This is a genomic window from Halomonas sp. M20 (genome assembly GCF_020622265.1).
Lineage (GTDB): Bacteria > Pseudomonadota > Gammaproteobacteria > Pseudomonadales > Halomonadaceae > Modicisalibacter.
The window spans coordinates 995,862-1,015,076 of sequence record NZ_JACNMQ010000001.1; the positions used below are offsets into that span (position 1 = coordinate 995,862).

Sequence of the window (19,215 nt, forward strand, 5' to 3'; positions counted from 1 at the left end):
AAGAAAAGGTCCTAGGCGTAGAGGTTGACTCGCCCATCCATCTCGATGCTTTGCGGTGTCACGACCAACGACTCCGCATCATCGCTAGCGCCGGCTCCTGCGGAAGAATCCGCAAGCAGGGCGTCTCCACGCTCACCGGTTTGATCGCCTTCGCGCTGCTGATTCTGCTGACCGACCATGGCTTCGCCAAGCTGGATGCCGTTTTCTGCCAGGGCCTCACGTAGCTGCGGGATGGCCTGCTCGATAGCCGCGCGCACATGCGGGTTGGCAGAGGTGAACTGCGCCTGAGCCAGCTGGTCATCCATCTTCAAACTGATGCTTACCGGTCCCAGGTCCGCCGGATGCAGGTAAAGTTCGACACGTTGATTGCCACGCTGATGCATCGATACCAACTGCTGTCCAAGCCCTTGTTGCCACTGGGCGGAGGCCAGCGGTGCGCTGAGGGTCGCTTGGGTGATGCCTTGAGCCTGTCCGGTAACCTGGGAAGATGCCCCCGTCGTACCCGCCCCCGCTGCCAGCGCTCCTTGACCGGCGAGTGTTTCCGCACCGCCGCGACCGTTCAGGGCGCCATCGCCGCCAGCCATCGCATCAATGAAGGAGCCGGGAGTGCCGAGATTGCCGAAAGTACCGTTCTGCTGAGCGACAGTCATATTCTCGGCACTCAGCGTGTTCGCCTGGGCGAGGGCGCCAGGCTGTCCTTGGGCCGTTAACGCCTGATGCCGCAGGGTGCCGCTGTCGACCAAACGTGTCGAAGCTGCCTTATCGCCAAGTTTATCCAGCGGCGCCAGGGCTTGATCGCCTTGCGTGGCGGCCATCAGGGCCGCAGGCTGCTGGCCCTGGGTTTGCTGAGTCGTGGCATCACCGCGCTGGGCTTGAGCAATGAGTTCCAGGCGCTGGCGAATGGCATCGAGTCCGGACGCCGCGCCCTGGGTCTGTGCAATGGCGACGTCGGCCTGGCGAACCTGGACGCTACTCAGCAAGGCGCCGGCCGGTACTTGGCTGTCATTTCCTGCCAGCATGGCGATCTGCTGGGCCAAAGGCGTCATTTCCGCTGGCATCTGAGTCGCATCAGCCAAGCCGTCCAGTAACGATGCCTCATCATCCGAGAGCTCGATGCCGGCGTCGAGTTTGTCCAGCAGCTTGTCGAGTGAGGTTTTGCCGTTTGCGCCAAGAAGCTCTTTCCCGGCGGCACCGCCAGAGACAATCGCGGATGAAGGCTCCCTGGTGGCATTCGTCTCGACAGAGGACTTGGCGTTCTGGCCGGCTTTTTGATAAAGCTGCGCGAACTTGTCGCCAACATCGGACTCGCCCTTGGCATTCTGGCCCAGAGCAGAGGCTGGTTGTGACGCCCCCTTGGATGCTAGCAGTTGTGAAATTTCCATAGAAGCAAGGTCTCCCCTTGGTGGGTAGAATCAGAATTAGTGGCTGGAACCAGAGTGATCTTGTTGGGCCTGACGCCGAATGCGCATGCCGGCACTCATTTCATCTGCCATGCGCTGTTCACGACGCGTTGTGCGCTGATGTTCGGCAGTGTTGCGGCGATCCACCAAGGTGTCGTAGGCGGAGAGTCGTTGCTGCTCCTGTTGCCAACGCAGCTGCCCCTGGGCTAGCTGCGACTCGTGTGTCGAGAGGGCGTGCCGCGAGCCGGCGATCGCATCGTCCAGGGAGCGCAGGAACTGTTGGTAATTGCTCCAGCTGGCAGGGCCAATGCCGGACTCCATGGAGGTCTGCAGCTTCTGACGATACTCATGGCGATACTGCAAGAGCGTATCGAGCTGAGCCTTGGATTCTTGTTGGGCACGACGCAGACCACTGAGCTCGATCCCGGCATTATCCCGGGAATCCCGAGCGAGAGTGATCAAGGTGTCAAGCGGTGTGGATGTCGCCATGTGTCTCTTCCTTCTCTATAAATTCGTTCTTCAAGCGGCTTGCGTTTCGAGATGCTTTACGCTTGAAGGTATCGATGACAGTCATCAAACCGGCAGCAGAAGATCGAGCGCATGGTGCGTCTGTGGTATATCGGCACGCTCATCGATTCTCTGCTGTAGAAACTGCTCCAACTTGGGTTGCATCATCACCGCCTGATCGAGCTGAGGATCGTGACCCGGCGTATAGGCGCCGACGCTGATCAAATCCTGATTGCGCTGATAGCGGGACATCATTTGCTTGAAACGCTGGGATTGGCGCTGCTGTTCGTTGCTGACGATGGCGGTCATGGCGCGGCTGATCGAGGCTTCGATATCGATGGCCGGGTAGTGGCCGCTTTCCGCCAGTGAGCGAGATAGCACGATATGGCCATCGAGAATCGCCCGGGCGGAGTCTGCAATCGGGTCCTGCTGATCGTCGCCTTCCGTGAGTACCGTATAAAAGGCAGTAATAGAGCCGCCGCCCTTCACGCCGTTGCCAGCGCGCTCCACCAGGCCGGGGAGCTTGGCGAACACGGAGGGTGGATAACCCTTGGTCGCCGGCGGCTCGCCAATGGCCAGTGCGATCTCCCGCTGAGCCATGGCGTAGCGGGTCAGCGAATCCATGATCAGCAGCACATCCTGGCCCGCGTCACGAAAACCTTCCGCCAGCCGGGTGGCGTAGGCTGCCCCTTGCAGGCGCTGCAACGGTGAAGTGTCCGCCGGAGCGGCGACCACCACGGCCCGTCGGCGCCCCTCGGCGCCTAAAATATTGTTGATGAAATCCTGTACTTCCCGGCCACGTTCGCCGATCAGTCCGACCACGATCACATCCGCCTTGGTGTAGCGGGCCATCATTCCAAGCAGCACCGATTTACCCACCCCGGAGCCTGCGAACAGGCCCATGCGCTGGCCCCGGCCGACACTCAAGAGCCCATTGATGGCGCGAATGCCCACGTCTATTTGTGTCTCGATGGGGGCGCGATCCATAGGGTTGAGTGGCGTAGCTGCCAAGGGGGAATGGGGCGCATCTGTCAGCGGTTCCAGCCCATCCAACGGCCTACCGTTGCCATCCACCACGCGACCCAGCAGGCTTTCACCCAAGGGGAAGCGCCGGGCACTGCTGTCCGGACCGCCTTCCCCAAGGGGAAATACCCGAGCGCCGGGAAGCAGACCGCTGATCTCTTCCAGTGGCATCAGAAACAGCTTTTCCCCGGAGAAACCGACGACCTCCGCTTCCGCAAAGCGCTCATTGTTCGATAGCGTGGAAGCGGGTGTTGAAGCAGATGCCGCGGCTGACTTTAAAGAAGGTGGTGAAATCTCGATACGACAGGCGCTACCCAAAGGCACCCGCAAGCCGATCGCTTCGAGCACCAGACCGGTAGCCCGCACGATACGACCGCTGGTGCGATAAGGGGGAATGGTCTGCACGCGACTCTGAACGCCGTTGAGGGCATTCTGCCAATGGCGCTGATGGATGTTGTCTGGCTCCGCGACGACGCTCATGAGGCATCTCCTGTCGGGGCATCCTTGTTATGTCGACGGCGCACCTTGCTGACGACCGTCTCCCAACGGGACTCGAAGGTGGCATCGAGTTCGCCGCTGGCACTGGTCGCTCGGCAACCGCCACGGGTAATCGTATCGTCCGGCTGCAGCTGCCAGCCTGCCGCGTCGAACTCCACCCCCAGTTGCGCCTTGACCAGTAGCAGATCCGACGGATGCAACCATAGCCGTGGACGGCCGGAAAGCGCGGGTTCTACGTGCAGGAGTTCACGCACGATGGCAAGTATCTGTTCCGGCTTTTCTTCCAGTGCTTCACCGGCAAGCTGACGGCCAGTGGTCAAGGCGAGATCCGCCAGGTGCTCGGCGATATCGTCATCGAGGCTTGAAAGGGCGTCTTGAAACCGTTCTGCCAGCGCAAGCAGGGGAGCCAGTGTCTGTTCGATCTGGCGTTGCAGCTCCTGCTCGCCGGTCTGGCGACCTTCCTCGAGGCCTTGTTCGAAGCCATCTTGCTTGCCCTGTTCCAGGCCTTCCGCATAGGCGGCGTCGAATGCTTCCTTACGGGCACTCTTGCGTTCCGCGTCGAGTTCGGCACTGCGCCGCAGAGCTTGCTGGCGAATCGCGTTCTGGCGGGAGTGCTCCTGAGAAGCGTTGGCCTGCTGGGCCGTATCGAGCTCTTCCATCTGCCAGCGACGCCAATCGTCACTGTCCCGAGTAAGGGTAGCGGAGCGCTTAGACATAGCTGTCGTCTCCACCGCCTAGTACGATCTCGCCGTTTTCTGCCAGGCGTCGCACCACCAGCAGGATCGCTTTTTGCTCGTTCTCGACTTGAGACATGCGAACTGGACCGCGAGCTTCGAGATCCTCTGTCAGTAGCTGTGCCGCACGCTGGGACATGTTGGAAGTGAACTTCTCGAGCAATTCGCTGGGCGCGCCCTTGAGCGCCAACACCAGGGAGTTGTTGTCGATCTCCTTGAGGATGAGCTGAATGCCGCGATTGTCGAGGTCGATGATATTTTCGAACAGGAACATCTCGTCGATGATCTTCTGCGCCAGTTCTTCGCTGTGAGCACGCACGTTCTCGATGATGGCCTCTTCCTGTGCCGAACTCATCAGGTTGAGGATTTCCGCCGCGGTTCTTACGCCGCCCATCTTGCTGCGCTTGAGATTCTGGCCGTCGAGCATGCCGCCGAGCACTTCCGTCAGTTCCTGTAGGGCTGCGGGCTGAACACCGCTGAAAGTCGCGATACGCAAGATCACGTCGTTGCGCTGCTTCTCATTGAACAATTCCAGAATGTCCGAGGCTTGGTGACGTTCAAGATGCACCAGGATGGTGGCGATAATCTGTGGATGCTCGTCGCGGATCATTTCCGCCACTATGGGGGCTTCCATCAGGTTGAGAGAGTCAATACCCGAGCTAGTACCCTTGGCCTCAAGGATATCCTCGATCAGACTCGATGCACGCTCATTACCTAGCGCTTTGGTCAATACCGCGCGGATATGGTCGCTAGAATGCAGGTTGAGTGCGGCGAACTGCTCCGCCTCATCATGGAATTCTTCGAGTACCTGGCGCATCTCGTCATGAGAGATCTGGCTTAGCTGGGCCATCTCCATGCCCAGCTCTTCGACATCCTGGGCCGATAGATACTTAAATATTTCCGCGGCGCTGTCCTCATCCAGAGACAGCAGCAGGATAGCGCTGCGGCGCGTACCAGTCATCTTAGTCATTTTTGTTCATCCAACCTTTGACAACGAGGGCGACCATACGCGGATCTTCCTGAGCCATCTCCCGCGCTGTCTTGAGGTTCTGTTCGTAAGCAGATGCGCCACGAGGGCGGCGACGCGGCGGCGGCATCTCGTCGATGAAGTCATCTTCAGCGCGCTCATCCGATGAAGAGGTCGCAACCATGTTCGGTGTACTAGGCGCTGCCGACGGCAAGGGTTGACTATGACGCTTGACCAGGGGGCGCAGTACCATGAACCAGAGGAACAGCGTGGCCAGGGCGACGAGCAGATAACGACCCAGCGTCATGGCCAGTTCGATGGCTTGAGCGGTCTGCCACCAGGCTAGGGGATCAATGGCGTCATCACGCTGAGCAAAGCTCGAGTTGACCACTTCGATGGCATCGCCTCGCGCCTCGGAGAAGCCCATGGCCTGACGTACCAGTCGCTCGATCTGTGCCAGTTCGCTATCGCTCAAGGGCTCGCGAATCGCCTGGCCTTCCTCATCGAGACCATCCCGATAATTGATCACGACCGCTACCGAGAGACGCTGAACGCTGCCGCGACGGTACTGCACGTGCTCGACGCTGCGATCCACTTCGTAGTTGACCACGTCATCCCGATCCAGACGGCTCGGCGGCTTATTCTCGGTGGTCTGATCGACATTGCCTTCTTCGTTTTCATTCGCGGCGGTTTCTGCGCCCTGATCGATAGGGGAAGGAGCGGTGCCGGGAGGCGTATTGGTTAGCGCGCCGGGAATGCCGCGACTCAGGTTGTCACCACCGGTGAAGGATTCGCTGGTCTGGCGACTACGCACCGCAGCTTCGTTCGGCGGCTGATTGGGACTGTAACGCTCCGCGGTCTGTTCCCGAATGGAAAAATCGATCTGGGCCGCCACCTGGGCACGCACGTTGTCCGGGCCAAGAATAGGGGAGAGGATGCGTTCGATACGCTGCTGATAGGAGCGCTCGACTTCCTGAATGTAGCTCAGCTGAGTCCCGTCGAGATCTCCCAGGCTGCTGCCACTGCGAGAGAGTAGACGACCGTTCTGATCCACCACGGTAACCGCTTCCGAGGCAAGTTCCGGCACGCTACCGGCGACCATGTGCACGATGGCATTGATCTGACCGTCACCCAGCACGCGTCCGGGTTGCAGCGTCAATACTACGGACGCCTTGGCGGGCTCCCGCTCACGGACGAAGACCGACGATTTGGCCATGGCCAGGTGAATGCGCGCCGAAGCGACTGGGCCCAGTGCTTCAATCGAGCGAATGAGCTCGCCTTCCAGCCCGCGCTGATAGTTGAGTTGTTCCGTGAACTGGCTGACCCCGAAGGCCTGGGTGTCCATCAGCTCGAAGCCGACGTTGCCACCCTGAGGCAGGCCTTGCTCCGCCAGCTGCAGGCGCAGTGTATGCACCTGATCGCCGGGCACCAGCAGGGCACCGCCGCCATCATTGAAACGATAGGGAATTCCTCGTGTGTCCAGCTCGTTGATGATGCGTCCGCCATCTGCATCGCTGAGATTGCTGTACAGCACGCGGTAATCCGGCGTGCTGGCCCAGAGCAGCATGGCTGCCACGATGGCGACCGCAGCGGCGCCGGCGATCAGCAGAGGGACCAGCGGACTGCTGCGCAGCTTGGTCAACACGTTTGCAGCCGATGATGCCTTGGCATTCTGAGTCGATTGATTGGCCGAAGCGGCGTCACTCATGCTCGCCTCCCAGCGTTAAAGATAGTGCCTGTAAAGGCAATGTTGTTTGTGTCGGCCCGATAGCCGTGGGTCGGTCCAGATAACATGATGATGTCCGGCTCCAGCATCCGTCTCGATTCGTCGTTCCGACCAGGCCCGAATGCCTGATCCGAACGGTCGGGTGATGGAGGACATTATCCGCAACGATGGCAAGGCTAAAGGCAGGAAAAGGACGCTTTTGTTAGTTCATTTGCATGCATGAATAAGACGAAGGGGTTGATAGGCTTGCCATCACTATCAATCCCATTATCAATGCGTGCAGGAGTTCGCCATGAGTGCACCAGCCATTCAAGCAGCACTGAGTCAGATGCAGAGTCTGGCAACCCAGGCCAGCGGTCAGGCCGCCAAAGGCCAGCAGCTATCCACTATGGTGGGACAAGGCGGTTTTGCCGGAGAGCTGCAGTCGTCGATACAACGTATCAATCGGCTGCAACAGACCGCCAACGCCAAGCTCAACGCTTTTCAGGCGGGTGCTCCCGGCGTGTCGCTAAACGATGTGATGGTGGACATGCAAAAAGCCAGCGTCGGTTTTCAGATGGGGGTGCAGGTGCGCAATCGTCTGGTGACGACCTACAAGGACATTATGAACATGCAGGTGTAATGGCAGGGCTCACCAGGGAAAGACCCGCGGCTGCCTCCAGCGCTTCGCCGCGGATAGAAAAGATATAATCGGATAGGAAAGATGCAATAAGGCCACGATAGCGCAGCGGGTAACGTTCGCTATCGTGGCCTTCGTTCTTTATGCAGCCAGGCAGGCGAAAGCCAGTGAACCCAGATCCTGATGACTGCCTATTCCTGACTGGACTGGAGCAACAACGCCGGCTCGGGCCTCCCCAGTAAATAGCCTTGAATCCTGTCGCAGCCGTGCTGGTAAAGAAAGTCCAATTGCTCCTGGGTTTCGATACCTTCCGAGCAGACTTCTCGTCCGAACCCGGCACAAAGCGTCAGAAGCGATTCGACGATGGCGCTGTCCTCTTTGGAGTGAGGCAGGCCGGCGATGAAGGACTTGTCGATCTTGATCGTATCGAAGGGAAATTGCTTCAGGTGCGATAGTGACGAAAAGCCGGTACCGAAATCATCCAGGGCGATCCGCACGCCATGATTGTACAAATATGCCAGCTGCTGACCGATCCATTCCGGCGACTGGATGAGGGCGGTTTCCGTAATCTCGAGTTCCAGGGCCTTCGTGGGCAACCCGCGTTGGCGAAGTGCGTCCAGAACATTGGCCGCCAGACGATCGTCGTCCATCAGCTGAATGGCGCTGACGTTGACGCTGATGAAAAAGTCGATGGGAAGCCGATCACGAACCGCGATGAAGTCGTCCAGCGCTTGCTCGATGATCCATTTTCCCACTTCGATCATCATTCCGTTTTCCTCGAGGATGGGAATGAAAACATCCGGGCCGACGATGCCAAGCTGCTCATCGTTCCACCGCAAGAGAACTTCCGCGCCCACAGGCTGGGAAAGATCCGATAGTTGCCATTGAGGCTGAAAAAGCAGGTAAAAGTCATCCCTGGCAAAAGCGCCCGAGAGTCGCTGTTCGATATTCTGATAGCGGCTGGCTTCCTTGAGCATGCCTCTCAGGTATTGTCGTGTCCGGTTGCGCCCATGCAATTTGGCTTGTACCTGAGCGGCATTGGCACGGCGGAGGAGCTCCTCGGGTTTGATATAGCCGCCAGTCGTGGTGGCAAGGCCAATACTGATGGTTAATTGCAACTCGCCGATCATGGAAAAGCGATGCTGCTCCACCCGTTGACGCAAGCGATCCGCCAGCTCCAGCGCGTGCTTGTCATCGACTAGATTCACGCCTATGGCAAATTCATCGCCTCCTAGACGCCCTAGTAGCGCATCGGGATAGACGTCCAGTGTCGCTGCGAAAACAGCGGACAGCTCGCGCAGCACATCATCTGCCATTGCCGTGCCATGAGCATCGTTGATCCGCTTGAAACGGTCGACACCGCACACCAGCACTGCCTGACGGCGAGCTGCCGCACAGCGCAAGGGAATGTTTTTCGAAAGTGCTTGTAGGAATCCCTCACGGTTGAGTTGCCGAGTCAAGGCATCGTGATGTGTGATCCATTCGATTTCGCGTTGGGCTTCCAATGACTCACGCAAATCCCTGGCGACGATGACATAGTTATAACGACCCGAGTTCTCGTGTCTGATTCGCTGTATGGTCGCCTGTACCGGAAGAAGTTCGCCATTACGACAACGCAGATGAGTATTCAGGCGTACCGATTGGTCGTCTCTTTTCAGCATGGCGAGCTGCTCCGGAGGAGCCGTGTCGCTGAAGCAGTCGATCAGATGAGCAGGGGATAGCGTCTTGATTTCATCATCGCCATAACCAAGCTGATCCATCCCCCCTTGGTTGCAATAGGTAAAACGCTGAGACTGCTCTTCGAAGATGAGAATCAGGTCCAGAGTCGCGTCCAGTGTGGCGCGAAATTCTTCCAAGGTGGCGTAAAGGGCAGTTTGCTTTCGCTCTTCTTGCATCGATTCGATTAGGCGGCTACCAATATCCATCAGAGGCTTCAGCAAACGTTGTGCGCGGGATAAACTGAAGCCCCCCTCGCGATTGGCCACCAGCATTAGCCCTACGTTCTGCTTGCCTACCACGAACGGCACCATTAACGCGTTATGCAGGGGGGGGTGATTTTCCGGGAGCGAACTCGGCGAGATGGCGGCAAAATCGGTCTCGCTGAATACCTGGATTTCAGGACGTTGAAAGCGACCACCAGTCAGGGCACTCATGCGATCGACGTTCAAACGGCGACCGCCATGAGCGAAGAAGGCATGCATCTTATCGCTCATATCTCCCAAGGAGATACCAATGACGTCGAGCACCAGGGCGCCATCTTCGTTCACAACCTCGCCTACCATACCGTATTGGCTCTTGCTCAAATGCAGGAAGTCATCAAGTAGCTCGAGCAGGATGAGCTTTGGCGGTGTGCCGGCTCGGTGGCGTTGTTCTGCACGGGCGATAAGCGCCCCGACAAGGGTTTCCACGCCGATTTCATCCGCGGGTAGTTCTCCCGATGTAACGGATTGCTGCCCGTCGGCAATTGCGAAATTGACCAGATCCGCAAGGTGCTGAAGCGTAATCAGTTCTTCGGGACTGATAGCGCGAGGTGTACGATCGATGATGCAGAGTGTTCCCAAGGGGTTATTACCGAGACCGTAGATCGGTACTCCGGCATAGAAGCGGATATGAGGTGGCCCGGTTACCAGGGGATTATCTTGGAAACGGGGGTCCTGGCTTGCATCTTCAACGATGACAGGCTCGTTCGCTTCGACTACACGAGCGCAAAAAGTATGCTCCGCTGGCGTTTCACGTACAGTGATGCCTTGGGCTGATTTGAACCATAGGCGCTTATCATCCACCAGGCTTATCAATGCGATGGGCACCTTGAAGAGCCGGCAAGCGAGGCGTGTCAGCACATCGTAGCGCTGCTCTGAAGGCGTATCCATCAGGCGTACCGATTCCAACGCTTCCAGACGCCCTGAATCCTCAACGCTCGATGGTTGCTGGGGTAAGGAGCAACTGACGAAATGGTTCATTGTTCTGTTCAGTCCTCGAGGGATGGGTGGGGCGATACCGATAGCACTGGATACGCCGTGTTATCCGCTGTTATCGGCAGTTATCCTGCGAATCTTAAGCAATGCTCGTTTTTCCGAGGCAAGTGGGTCGTCATCACATCGGGAGAGTGACTAGACGACCCTGCAATCGCTCAAGAGAATTGACGTCATCGATAAAGAATGTCATGGCGATTCCTAAGCGTATCGGAGCCAAGGATTCAGGTAACAACCTCAACCTGACTGTTATCGATATCCTCATCGACCCCGATGCTCAAAAACAAGGCATGCTGATAGCCCAGCTCCTTCTTGTAGGCTTTCAGCTTCTTGATGTCCTGATGAATACTGAAGCGGTTGGAGCTCTTTGCAATCTCAATGGCTGCAAGATTTTCCGAGGTGCCTCGTCGATGAATGACGATATCCGGGAAAATGGTGCGCGCCTCGGTTGCCGATGACGTGGTGCCAGTGACGACATGCTTCATGTAATGGCAGGGCGTTTCCCAGCAGTTGTATTCACAATCCACGTTCCACTCGGGCAACAGCGCCTGAAGATGCATGGCCAGACGAAATGAAATCGCACGCTCATTGGCCGAGGTCTTCAAAAGGAAGCGGTCCTGCTCGACCAGGGTTTTCAATGCCTGGTCGAGAGTTTCTCGAAACGCATTGTCTAGTTTAGTTTTGGAGGCAGTTGATTGACTCATTGGATTTCCTGCTTATCGAGTATGTATTTGTGTGTGTATAAATGTATCTTTGAAGTTCTATCGGCTAATACGTAAAAAGGTTTAAATTCACCCGATAAGGCAGTTGGTTTAAATGGTAAAGCCGCCTGCATAACTAAATTTACTTTGTAATAAAGCCCTTCGTTTTTAGATTAGCGCTCGATTTTGAAGGCTTATCGAGCATATGCACATGCCGCTCACGCGCGATGATGCATCCTGACCCAGTGAGGCTGATCAGGATGGCGGTTATGAGGGCGTTGATAAAAGTCGAAGCAGATTTTCACGCTACTGCGCCGAGCAAATATACGGCTTGGCAAACTGTGCTTTTTGACAGGCCGAGCTATGCCGGAAGCCTCAAGCGCTTAACTGCATGTATCGATTTTCCACGCTGTAGCTTCGTCAAAAGCGGTACTGCCAGACGCAATGGCTGGTTGAGCATTGATGCGCTTGCAGCGGCAGGTGAGGGGTTGGGTAAGAATGGCTATGGGCGATATCTGGGTGAGCTGATCAGGAAAGGGGATTTTTTGTCATGAGTAGTGAGCCTGTCTACGTTACTCAACCTCATCTACCGCCACTAGAAGAGTTTATTCCTTATCTGGAAGAAATTTGGCAAAGCAAAACGCTGACTAACGGCGGTCCCATGCATCAAGCGCTGGAACAGGCGCTTTGTGACTATCTTGGTGTTGAGCATATTGCATTGTTTAACAATGGCACTACAGCCTTGCTTACCGCCTTGCAGGCACTGCGGGTGACGGGTGAGGTTATTACCACCCCGTATTCATTTGTTGCCACTGCGCATTCGCTGCTGTGGAATGGCCTTACTCCAGTGTTTGTCGATATCGATCCACAGACGTTCAATCTTGACCCGGCAAAAATCGAAGCAGCGATCACTCCACGTACTACCGCCATCATGCCCGTGCATTGCTATGGCAATCCTTGCGATGTCGAGGCCATTCAGAAGATCGCAGACAACTACAACCTTAACGTTATCTACGATGCCGCCCATGCCTTTGGCGTAAATGATGGCGGTGGTAGTGTGCTGCGCCATGGTGACTTGAGCGTGCTGAGTTTTCATGCCACCAAGGTATTCAATACCTTTGAAGGCGGAGCCATCGTTTGCCCGGATGCCAAAACCAAGAAGCATATCGACCATCTGAAGAACTTTGGCTTCGTCGACGAGGTGACCGTAGTAGCCTCGGGTATCAACGGCAAGATGAGCGAGATCAATGCAGCCTTCGGTCTGTTACAGCTCAAGCATATTGACCAGGTTATCGCCCGTCGCCGCGATATCGATCGACTCTATCGTGAAGAGCTCAAGAGTGTGAAAGGCATTCGTATCCTTGAGCAACCGGTTCATGTGACCTCCAACTATTCTTACTTTCCGATCCTTGTTGAGCCAGATTATCATCTCAGCCGTGACGACCTGTATCAGAAGCTGAGAGATCATAATGTATTCGCTCGACGCTATTTCTATCCGTTGATAAGTGAGTTTCCCATGTATCGAGGTATGCCCTCAGCTTCAGCTAGCAACTTGCCTTCATCAAGACGTATAGCCTATAAGGTCCTGTGTCTTCCAATTTACCCAGGCTTGAATGCAAATGATGTAGATAAAATACTATCCATTGTAAAAAAATAATTTAACTAAAATAAAAGTTATCAATAATGTTATCGACACCTTTTTTTATAATAGGCAACCCCCGTTCGGGAACATCACTGCTAAGGTTGATGCTCAATAGCCACCCGGAGATTACGGTTCCTCCCGAGTGTGGTTTTTCCCTATGGCTTGCGCCTAAATTTTCGGACATGGAAGATTTTAATGAAAGTGCTTATCTGAAGTTTGCAGACAATGTGGCTAAATCAAAAAAATTTGAAACATGGGGGGTGCCTTCAAAGCTAGTTCTAGAAAATATCATGAAGTTTAGGCCTGAGCGCTATTCAGAAATGGCGGCCTGTGTTTATCATGCATATGGCGAGTTTTTTAATAAAAACCCTCGGTCCTTGGGCGATAAAAATAATTATTACATAAATCATTTGGGTGAAATTGATCAGTTTTTTCCTGGCGCTCAGAAAATTTTTATAATTAGAGACGGTAGGGATGTCGCCTGCTCATATATTGATATTTTATCAAAAAAAATAAATTCTACTTATAAGCCAAAACTACCGAGCACGATATCTGAGATGGCCAGCGAATGGAGCCTTAATGCTGCAAAGGCAATTGAGAGGGAGAAAGAGCAGGGTGTGTTAATAGTTAAATATGAAAATCTTATCGAAAATCCGAATGGCATATTAAGAGAGGTATGTAGTTCTTTGGGTGTGGGTTTTTCATCAGAAATGCTGAGTTATTATCAGAAGAATGATGAGCCTACTGATTTTATGCAGTGGAAATCAAAAACATTCGAGCCTGTTGATAAAAAGAATCACGGACAATATAAAAGAATTCTAACTAAAGATCAAATAAATGAATTTGAAAAACACGCATTTGTAAATCTTGAGTATTTCAATTATTTGTAAGAACGGCCGAGGTTGATTGCGCCTCGGCCGTTTATGTTTTTATGCTATATTTTTTGTACTATGAATTGATTTCCAAATATCTTCTTATCAAGATTTATTTTAAGGCAAAAATCATCAACGGCCCTTAAAACCCCACCTTCCCACCAACCTCCTTCTTCATAATCATCGCCGCAAATAAAGCCTTTTTCTTTCACTTTTGAGTAAGCTAACTTGAGGTCGCACATCACATAATCAAATAAATGATTTCCGTCTATATAAATCCAATCGAAATAATTGTCAGGGAATCCGCTTAGTGCTTCGGTTGAAGTTTTTCTATGGATAGTTACCGTAAGTTTTTCAATTTCTTTTTTAAACTTTTCGTTAACACTCGAGTAGCGTTCATCCATTTCGATTTGACCTTTGGATAAACCGCCATACCACGAGTTTTTATATGTGTCACTGTCCTGATAATGCCAGGGATCGATTAGATGTAGTTCTTGGGGATCTAATGCATTTAAAAGATCAGCACTGAAATCTCCTTTATGAACGCCAATTTCTGCACCTATAGATTTCTTAGGGAGAGTGTCTATTAGTTTTTTTCTGTTATCTTCTTTCATCTTTCCACCTTATTCTTTAAGCAGGTTTTTTGAATTTTAGCCAGACAGTCTCTTGAGTAATTTTCTCCGCGAGCGGATATGAGATTTTCCCGGTCTAGTAATATTTTCGAACTGTTTTTTTCTTGTAAAGTAGATATTTTTTCAGCTTCGATGAATTTTTCATAGCTAATAGGATCAATCTTCATTTTATTTATTCTGGACCACATAGGATTCAGCAAAATATGTTTGCCGTGCTGAATGTTTTTCTTTAAAACAACTTTTGTTCCATAATAGATGGCGGCATGGGTCGTTACACCAGCTTGAGATCGATCTTGCGCTGTTATTAAGACTTCTGCCCTAGAGATCAAATTAAAATAACGCTCCTTGTTCATATGTTCCTCAATTATATAAATGTTTTCTTTTATCCCTATCAAAGCAGCCTGGGTTTCTACCTCTTCTTTATAGCCTGTGGGTGCGTTATAAGAAAAAGGCAGGCATATACTATAATTATTTATGTCTTTTTTCTTTGAGAGATTTTTAAGTATTTCAATATGGTTGTTAGTGATATCGCCACTGTTCCCTACAATCAGTAACTTTTCTTTTGTATTGGCATTTGCTTTTTCTAAATCATCAAAGGGTAGACGATAGGCAAAGTCGAATCTTGGCTTATTGCCAAAGAGTTTTTTGAATACCTCATAGTCCGAGGCAGTCAATGTAGCCAAGTAATCTATCTGCTCAACCACTTTTTTCATATCGCTATCTGCTGACTTATATCTGTATAGATCCCCTCCCCATACCACCCAAATAGTTTTCTTTCTTGAGCCAATGCTTAAAACAAGTCTTTTTTGCCAATCAAAAAATAGACCGTGAAAAAAGATACCTGCCACGTCATCCTTCAAACAGTCAAGAAGTACCTCTTCTAATTCTTGACTGGCATCAAAAAACAAAGAATTACTATTCCTGCTTATGTCGACATCGTAATCTTTGACGCTTCGGTGTTTGTTAATATAAATGTGATTTTCCGATTCGGATTCTTCATCGCTGTTACTCAAAGCATCAACTAGCCTCTGCACATGCATGTTGTTGAAGCAAATATGTATGAAGCGATTTTTGGCTTTTTTTGAACCTGTTCTCGTTAATAATGATGAGTTAGGGGTGGGGAGCTCTGAATCGGCTTGAGAAGCGCTAGACGTTTTAGAAGTCAAATAATTTTGCCTTGCCAAATATCGCTCTGCCACCTCCGTATCGACCTGATGGATTAGCTTATGCGTTAAATCATGATTTCCGTAAGCCGAGTGTAGTATGAATGCCAACTTCAATTGCTGACTATCGGTTAATTCGTTCAACCGTTCTGCGCTGGGCATATAAAGTGCGTCCGCACTAGTCAGCTGAGTAGCCTGTTGCGAAACCTGCTCTTGGCTATCGTCCAGTTGACCAGATTGCGGTCGATTATTCAGTTGTAGCAGGTGGAAGCCATGAGCGGACATCCATTGGCTGATCTGCGTCAGTTCTGGTTGCTTTTTATGCGTGGGCTGCAAGCTAACACTCGCCTGAATTAACAGAGTGTTCTTTAGCGCTTGTTCGCCATTTTCTAGTACCGCGAGGCTGTCATTCAGGTTGTCGAGAATCAACCAATCGATACTCTCCAATCCCTCGATACTGTCGAGTTGAATCGTCTGGATCGGCAGGGTGGTGAGTACCTGGCTACCTTGCCCCTGACCCTGGGGTTGTTGCTCCGCAGATAAGGGCTCCAGGGTGGCGCTCATCGCCGGGTCCAGGCATACGTGTAGCGTTGCGGGATTGCCATCGCCAAGCAGAGTATGCGGGTAGTGATGAAGTTCACCGCCTGTCTGTAGAGGGGCGGGATCGCTAATCCGGCTTGCTGGGTCGAAAGCGATCAGCGCGAAGGCATTCGATTTCATCAGCTCCGGCGTGGTCGACAAAGAGGTCAGGCCAGCGCCATTGTCGATAGCGATGATCTTGCCGTCGATATTCCACTGGAAGCCTGCCTCCTCTTTCTGACTTTCGTGATATGGGCTCGAAAGCAGGATCTCGACTGGCTTTTCTTCCCCATCGAAATAGGCCTCGCCCTGTTTGTTGAAAGTTAGGGCGGCTGGCGCCTTGCCTTCGCAATGGCGCTGCCAGATGGCGCGCAGGGCAGTGGTCAGGTGTTTTCCGAAACGTGGGCCATCGCATACCGGCGATTGCAGCAGATAGGTGCGTAGGCAGGCGCGAATTACGCTGAGGTCGGGTAGGTTGGCGGCCAACTCGACGGCGCGTTGACGGTATTCGTCCCAGCTATGGGTCACCAGTTCCGCCATGCCGGCGTTGGTCAGGTGTGTGGCGGAGTGGCGGCCGGCGAAGGTCGGGCCGGGCAGTGTCACTACTGGCACTCCCATCAACAAGGCTTCGCAGGTGGTCAGGCCGCCGGAATAGGGCCAGGTATCCAGGGCGATGTCGATGCGATTGTAAGTGGCCAGGAAGTCCTGATGATGAGTTGGCCCTTCGAGTATCAGGCGCTGTTCATCGATGCCATGTTCTTTGAATATCCGAATAATCCGATCGTAAAAATCTGGACTCTCGAACTGGGCGCCACGTAGCAGTAAACGACTCCCTGCGACGTCCTGCATCAGCTTGGCCCATTGTGCTAGCAGTTCATCGTTGAGCTTGGCCGGGTTGTTCAGACAACCGAAAGTAATATGGCCGTTCTTGAGTGCTGGCAGGGCCGAGGTGGCCGGTGCATGTTCTGGACGGTGATAACAAATATAGTCATCCGGCATGCGAATCAGGCGTTCGGTGTAGCGATGATCGACGCCTGCTGGCGTCTCGATCGCATCGCTGATCAGATAGTCAACGCCACTCAAGCCCGTGGTATTGAACAGACTGCCTACCCATTTGACCTGGAGCGGGGCGGGCTCGAGGACCAGCGTCTTGAAGCGGCTATCTTCCCCGCCGCCATTGAGATCGATCAGTATATCGATCTTGTCTTCACGAATTTTTCGAGCCGTATCATCGTGAGAAAGGTATTTTATTGAACGCCAAAGATGTGTTTTCTGCTTGAATTTGTCTGTAAGGAGGTCGGATAGTTCGTTAGTGGTATAGACGAAAATCTCAAATTCACGATCATTTAGTGTCTTGATCGCAGGTAGTACCATTTGCCCGACTGGGTGCATACGCAGGCCTCCGGAGAGCAGCCCAATGCGTAATCGACGCTGAGGATCACGGTCCGTATCAGCTCTTGTCGGATGATTCGATGATGCAAAATAGCGCTCCCAGCTCAATATATCTTCGTAGAGTTCATCGACGCTATAGCTTGGATTGTAATGCTTAGTCGACACCATATTGGAGTAAGCGAGGTCGTTTTTGGGATCGAGTTCCCATGCCCTTCGAAAATGTCGCTCAGCCTGAAGGTAATTGGCCTCCTTAACTTGTAAGGTAGCGATATTGTTATGTGCGCTTATATTCTGCGGGTCTTTCTCGAGTGCCTTCTGCAGGCACTCGATGGCTTCGCTATGGCGATGTAGCTTTTCCAGAATACTGGCATGCCATGTTAGTACGTTGGCGTCATGGGAAGCGTGTTTAATCAGCCATTCACCATGTTCCAAGGCAGAATCGTAGTGTCCCAAAGCGAAGAGGGAGCGCGATAGCATTAGCCGGGCTTTGGTATCTTGCGGGTAACACCTTACCGCTTTTTCCAAAGGAGTGAGCGACTGTTGCGTCTTGCCTTTTTTGGTGTGTTGCTCCCCCTGCAAGATCAAGCTTTCGAGACTGGTAGATTTATTAGCCTGAAAGTTTTTTTTGTGGCGATTGGAGAGTTTTGAAGAAGATTTTTTACTGCGCGCCATGGGGACGTTCCTGAACGGGTGAGCAATGGTTATGCGATGCTAACACCCGGTTATGCCGTAGCTTGGTATGAAAAGGCAGGGTTCGTCAGCGTTATTCGGGTGTTCGCGATCGAACTGGGCGGTCCCGAGTTCCAGGTACAATAAAAAACAGGCCACCTTGCGGTGACCTGTCAGTGGTGCTAAAGGGTAGGCGAAATAGACGAGGCCGAAGCCCCGTCTTGTTGCTACCTGATTATTAGCCCAGCAGGGAGAGAACGCCCTGCGGTACCTGGTTGGCCTGGGCGAGGACAGACGTACCGGCCTGCTGCAGGATCTGGGCGCGAGTCATGTTGGAGACTTCGACCGCGTAGTCGGCGTCTTCGATGCGTGAACGCGCGGCAGACAGGTTAGTGGAAGAAGTGCTCAGGTTGCTGATGACCGAGTCGAAACGGTTCAGCGTGGCACCCAAGGTGCTGCGGTTTGTATCGATAGTGTTGATAGCAGTGTCAACGGCGTCGATAAGAGCTTGGGATGAGCCAGAGCTAGCTACGTTAACAGTAGTGCCGGACACACCAAGGCTTGCTGAAGTCGCATCAATGGTATTGACGTCGATAGTGTCCTCGGCTTCGGTATTGGCGCCGATTTGAATAGTGAGGGCGGCGGCGCCGTCGAGCAACATAGTGCCGTTAAAGGAAGCGCTGCCGGCGATACGGTCGATCTCGGCAACACGCTCATCGATTTCAGTCTTGATGGAAGCGCGGTCGACGTCGCTGTTGGTGTCACTCGCTGCCTGTACGGCCAGTTCACGAACGCGCTGCAGGTTGTCGTTGATCTGATTCAGGCCGCCTTCCATGGTCTGCACCAGGGAGATGCCGTCGTTGGCGTTACGGCTGGCCTGGTTCATGCCGGTGACCTGAGCGGTCATACGGTTGGCGATGGCCTGGCCGGCGGCATCGTCCTTGGCGCTGTTGATGCGCAGGCCGGAAGACAGACGCTCCATGGCGGTAGTCAGGTCGCCCTTGGAAGAGTTGAGGTTCTGTTGAGAGATCAGAGAAGTGATGTTGGTATTGATAACTGACATGTGTATTTCCTTCCTATTAGTAACCTGATTAGGTCTTGGGGGCTCCAGCGGCGGAT

15 protein-coding genes are annotated in these 19,215 nt (G+C 53.2%); 4 read left to right on the top strand and 11 right to left on the bottom strand.

The window, feature by feature from the left end; all coding sequences use genetic code 11:
• Window positions 1–11: 11 nt before the first annotated feature.
• The 6 genes from H7850_RS04685 to fliF all read right to left on the bottom strand — a co-directional run bounded on the left by H7850_RS04685 (window position 12) and on the right by fliF (window position 6,837).
• Window positions 12–1,382 (bottom strand): flagellar hook-length control protein FliK, encoded by a 1,371-nt coding sequence (locus H7850_RS04685; RefSeq protein WP_227368231.1) that lies wholly within the window; start codon window positions 1,380–1,382, stop codon window positions 12–14.
• Between the two features lie 36 nt (window positions 1,383–1,418).
• The gene (gene fliJ / locus H7850_RS04690; RefSeq protein ID WP_227368232.1) at window positions 1,419–1,889 is read right to left on the bottom strand and encodes a flagellar export protein FliJ; all 471 of its coding nucleotides are present in this window, start codon (window positions 1,887–1,889) and stop codon (window positions 1,419–1,421) included.
• A gap of 84 nt (window positions 1,890–1,973) precedes the next feature.
• Window positions 1,974–3,410 (bottom strand): flagellar protein export ATPase FliI, encoded by a 1,437-nt coding sequence (gene fliI, locus H7850_RS04695; RefSeq protein ID WP_227368233.1) that lies wholly within the window; start codon window positions 3,408–3,410, stop codon window positions 1,974–1,976.
• The gene (fliH, locus tag H7850_RS04700; protein WP_227368236.1) at window positions 3,407–4,144 is read right to left on the bottom strand and encodes a flagellar assembly protein FliH; all 738 of its coding nucleotides are present in this window, start codon (window positions 4,142–4,144) and stop codon (window positions 3,407–3,409) included. Before fliH ends, fliI begins: the two co-directional genes overlap by 4 nt.
• Window positions 4,137–5,132 (bottom strand): flagellar motor switch protein FliG, encoded by a 996-nt coding sequence (gene fliG, locus H7850_RS04705; protein ID WP_227368238.1) that lies wholly within the window; start codon window positions 5,130–5,132, stop codon window positions 4,137–4,139. Before fliG ends, fliH begins: the two co-directional genes overlap by 8 nt.
• Window positions 5,125–6,837 carry a flagellar basal-body MS-ring/collar protein FliF gene (gene fliF, locus H7850_RS04710; RefSeq protein WP_227368240.1) on the bottom strand — a complete coding sequence of 571 codons (1,713 nt, stop codon included), beginning with the start codon at window positions 6,835–6,837 and terminating at the stop codon, window positions 5,125–5,127. The genes fliG and fliF overlap by 8 nt, the downstream gene beginning before the upstream one ends.
• Window positions 6,838–7,147: 310 nt before the next feature.
• On the opposite strand from fliF, the gene fliE reads away from it, so the two are divergent.
• On the top strand, window positions 7,148–7,477 hold the full coding sequence (gene fliE / locus H7850_RS04715) for a flagellar hook-basal body complex protein FliE (protein WP_227368243.1): 330 nt from the start codon (window positions 7,148–7,150) through the stop codon (window positions 7,475–7,477).
• A gap of 188 nt (window positions 7,478–7,665) precedes the next feature.
• Here fliE and H7850_RS04720 read toward each other — a convergent pair whose 3' ends face one another.
• On the bottom strand, window positions 7,666–10,434 hold the full coding sequence (locus H7850_RS04720; RefSeq protein WP_227368245.1) for an EAL domain-containing protein: 2,769 nt from the start codon (window positions 10,432–10,434) through the stop codon (window positions 7,666–7,668).
• 236 nt (window positions 10,435–10,670) lie between these two features.
• The gene (locus H7850_RS04725) at window positions 10,671–11,150 is read right to left on the bottom strand and encodes a hypothetical protein (RefSeq protein ID WP_227368247.1); all 480 of its coding nucleotides are present in this window, start codon (window positions 11,148–11,150) and stop codon (window positions 10,671–10,673) included.
• A 266-nt stretch (window positions 11,151–11,416) separates the two neighbouring features.
• On the opposite strand from H7850_RS04725, the gene H7850_RS04730 reads away from it, so the two are divergent.
• The 3 genes from H7850_RS04730 to H7850_RS04740 are packed head-to-tail and all read left to right on the top strand — an operon-like array spanning window position 11,417 to window position 13,679.
• Window positions 11,417–11,701, top strand: a complete 285-nt coding sequence (locus H7850_RS04730) for a hypothetical protein (RefSeq protein ID WP_227368249.1) — start codon at window positions 11,417–11,419, stop codon at window positions 11,699–11,701.
• Window positions 11,698–12,804, top strand: a complete 1,107-nt coding sequence (locus H7850_RS04735) for a DegT/DnrJ/EryC1/StrS family aminotransferase (RefSeq protein WP_227368251.1) — start codon at window positions 11,698–11,700, stop codon at window positions 12,802–12,804. The genes H7850_RS04730 and H7850_RS04735 overlap by 4 nt, the downstream gene beginning before the upstream one ends.
• A 26-nt stretch (window positions 12,805–12,830) precedes the next feature.
• Window positions 12,831–13,679 (top strand): sulfotransferase family protein, encoded by an 849-nt coding sequence (locus H7850_RS04740; RefSeq protein WP_227368253.1) that lies wholly within the window; start codon window positions 12,831–12,833, stop codon window positions 13,677–13,679.
• A 44-nt stretch (window positions 13,680–13,723) separates the two neighbouring features.
• On the opposite strand, the gene H7850_RS04745 is transcribed toward H7850_RS04740, so the two are convergent.
• The 3 genes from H7850_RS04745 to H7850_RS04755 all read right to left on the bottom strand — a co-directional run bounded on the left by H7850_RS04745 (window position 13,724) and on the right by H7850_RS04755 (window position 19,159).
• The gene (locus H7850_RS04745) at window positions 13,724–14,275 is read right to left on the bottom strand and encodes a class I SAM-dependent methyltransferase (RefSeq protein ID WP_227368255.1); all 552 of its coding nucleotides are present in this window, start codon (window positions 14,273–14,275) and stop codon (window positions 13,724–13,726) included.
• Window positions 14,272–18,099 (bottom strand): TDP-N-acetylfucosamine:lipid II N-acetylfucosaminyltransferase, encoded by a 3,828-nt coding sequence (locus H7850_RS04750; protein ID WP_227368257.1) that lies wholly within the window; start codon window positions 18,097–18,099, stop codon window positions 14,272–14,274. Before H7850_RS04750 ends, H7850_RS04745 begins: the two co-directional genes overlap by 4 nt.
• Before the next feature lie 235 nt (window positions 18,100–18,334).
• Window positions 18,335–19,159, bottom strand: a complete 825-nt coding sequence (locus H7850_RS04755) for a flagellin (protein ID WP_227368259.1) — start codon at window positions 19,157–19,159, stop codon at window positions 18,335–18,337.
• Window positions 19,160–19,215: the final 56 nt, after the last annotated feature.

Bases quoted from the DNA above. Each gene is read 5' to 3' on its own strand.
- H7850_RS04725 (WP_227368247.1), bottom strand. From the start codon at position 11,150: ATGAGTCAATCAACTGCCTCCAAAACTAAACTAGACAATGCGTTTCGA.
- fliH (WP_227368236.1), bottom strand. From the start codon at position 4,144: ATGTCTAAGCGCTCCGCTACCCTTACTCGGGACAGTGACGATTGGCGT.
- fliJ (WP_227368232.1), bottom strand. From the start codon at position 1,889: ATGGCGACATCCACACCGCTTGACACCTTGATCACTCTCGCTCGGGAT.
- H7850_RS04720 (WP_227368245.1), bottom strand. From the start codon at position 10,434: ATGAACCATTTCGTCAGTTGCTCCTTACCCCAGCAACCATCGAGCGTT.
- H7850_RS04735 (WP_227368251.1), top strand. From the start codon at position 11,698: ATGAGTAGTGAGCCTGTCTACGTTACTCAACCTCATCTACCGCCACTA.
- fliF (WP_227368240.1), bottom strand. From the start codon at position 6,837: ATGAGTGACGCCGCTTCGGCCAATCAATCGACTCAGAATGCCAAGGCA.
- H7850_RS04755 (WP_227368259.1), bottom strand. From the start codon at position 19,159: ATGTCAGTTATCAATACCAACATCACTTCTCTGATCTCTCAACAGAAC.
- H7850_RS04685 (WP_227368231.1), bottom strand. From the start codon at position 1,382: ATGGAAATTTCACAACTGCTAGCATCCAAGGGGGCGTCACAACCAGCC.
- fliI (WP_227368233.1), bottom strand. From the start codon at position 3,410: ATGAGCGTCGTCGCGGAGCCAGACAACATCCATCAGCGCCATTGGCAG.
- fliG (WP_227368238.1), bottom strand. From the start codon at position 5,132: ATGACTAAGATGACTGGTACGCGCCGCAGCGCTATCCTGCTGCTGTCT.
- H7850_RS04745 (WP_227368255.1), bottom strand. From the start codon at position 14,275: ATGAAAGAAGATAACAGAAAAAAACTAATAGACACTCTCCCTAAGAAA.
- H7850_RS04730 (WP_227368249.1), top strand. From the start codon at position 11,417: ATGAGGGCGTTGATAAAAGTCGAAGCAGATTTTCACGCTACTGCGCCG.
- fliE (WP_227368243.1), top strand. From the start codon at position 7,148: ATGAGTGCACCAGCCATTCAAGCAGCACTGAGTCAGATGCAGAGTCTG.
- H7850_RS04740 (WP_227368253.1), top strand. From the start codon at position 12,831: ATGTTATCGACACCTTTTTTTATAATAGGCAACCCCCGTTCGGGAACA.
- H7850_RS04750 (WP_227368257.1), bottom strand. From the start codon at position 18,099: ATGGCGCGCAGTAAAAAATCTTCTTCAAAACTCTCCAATCGCCACAAA.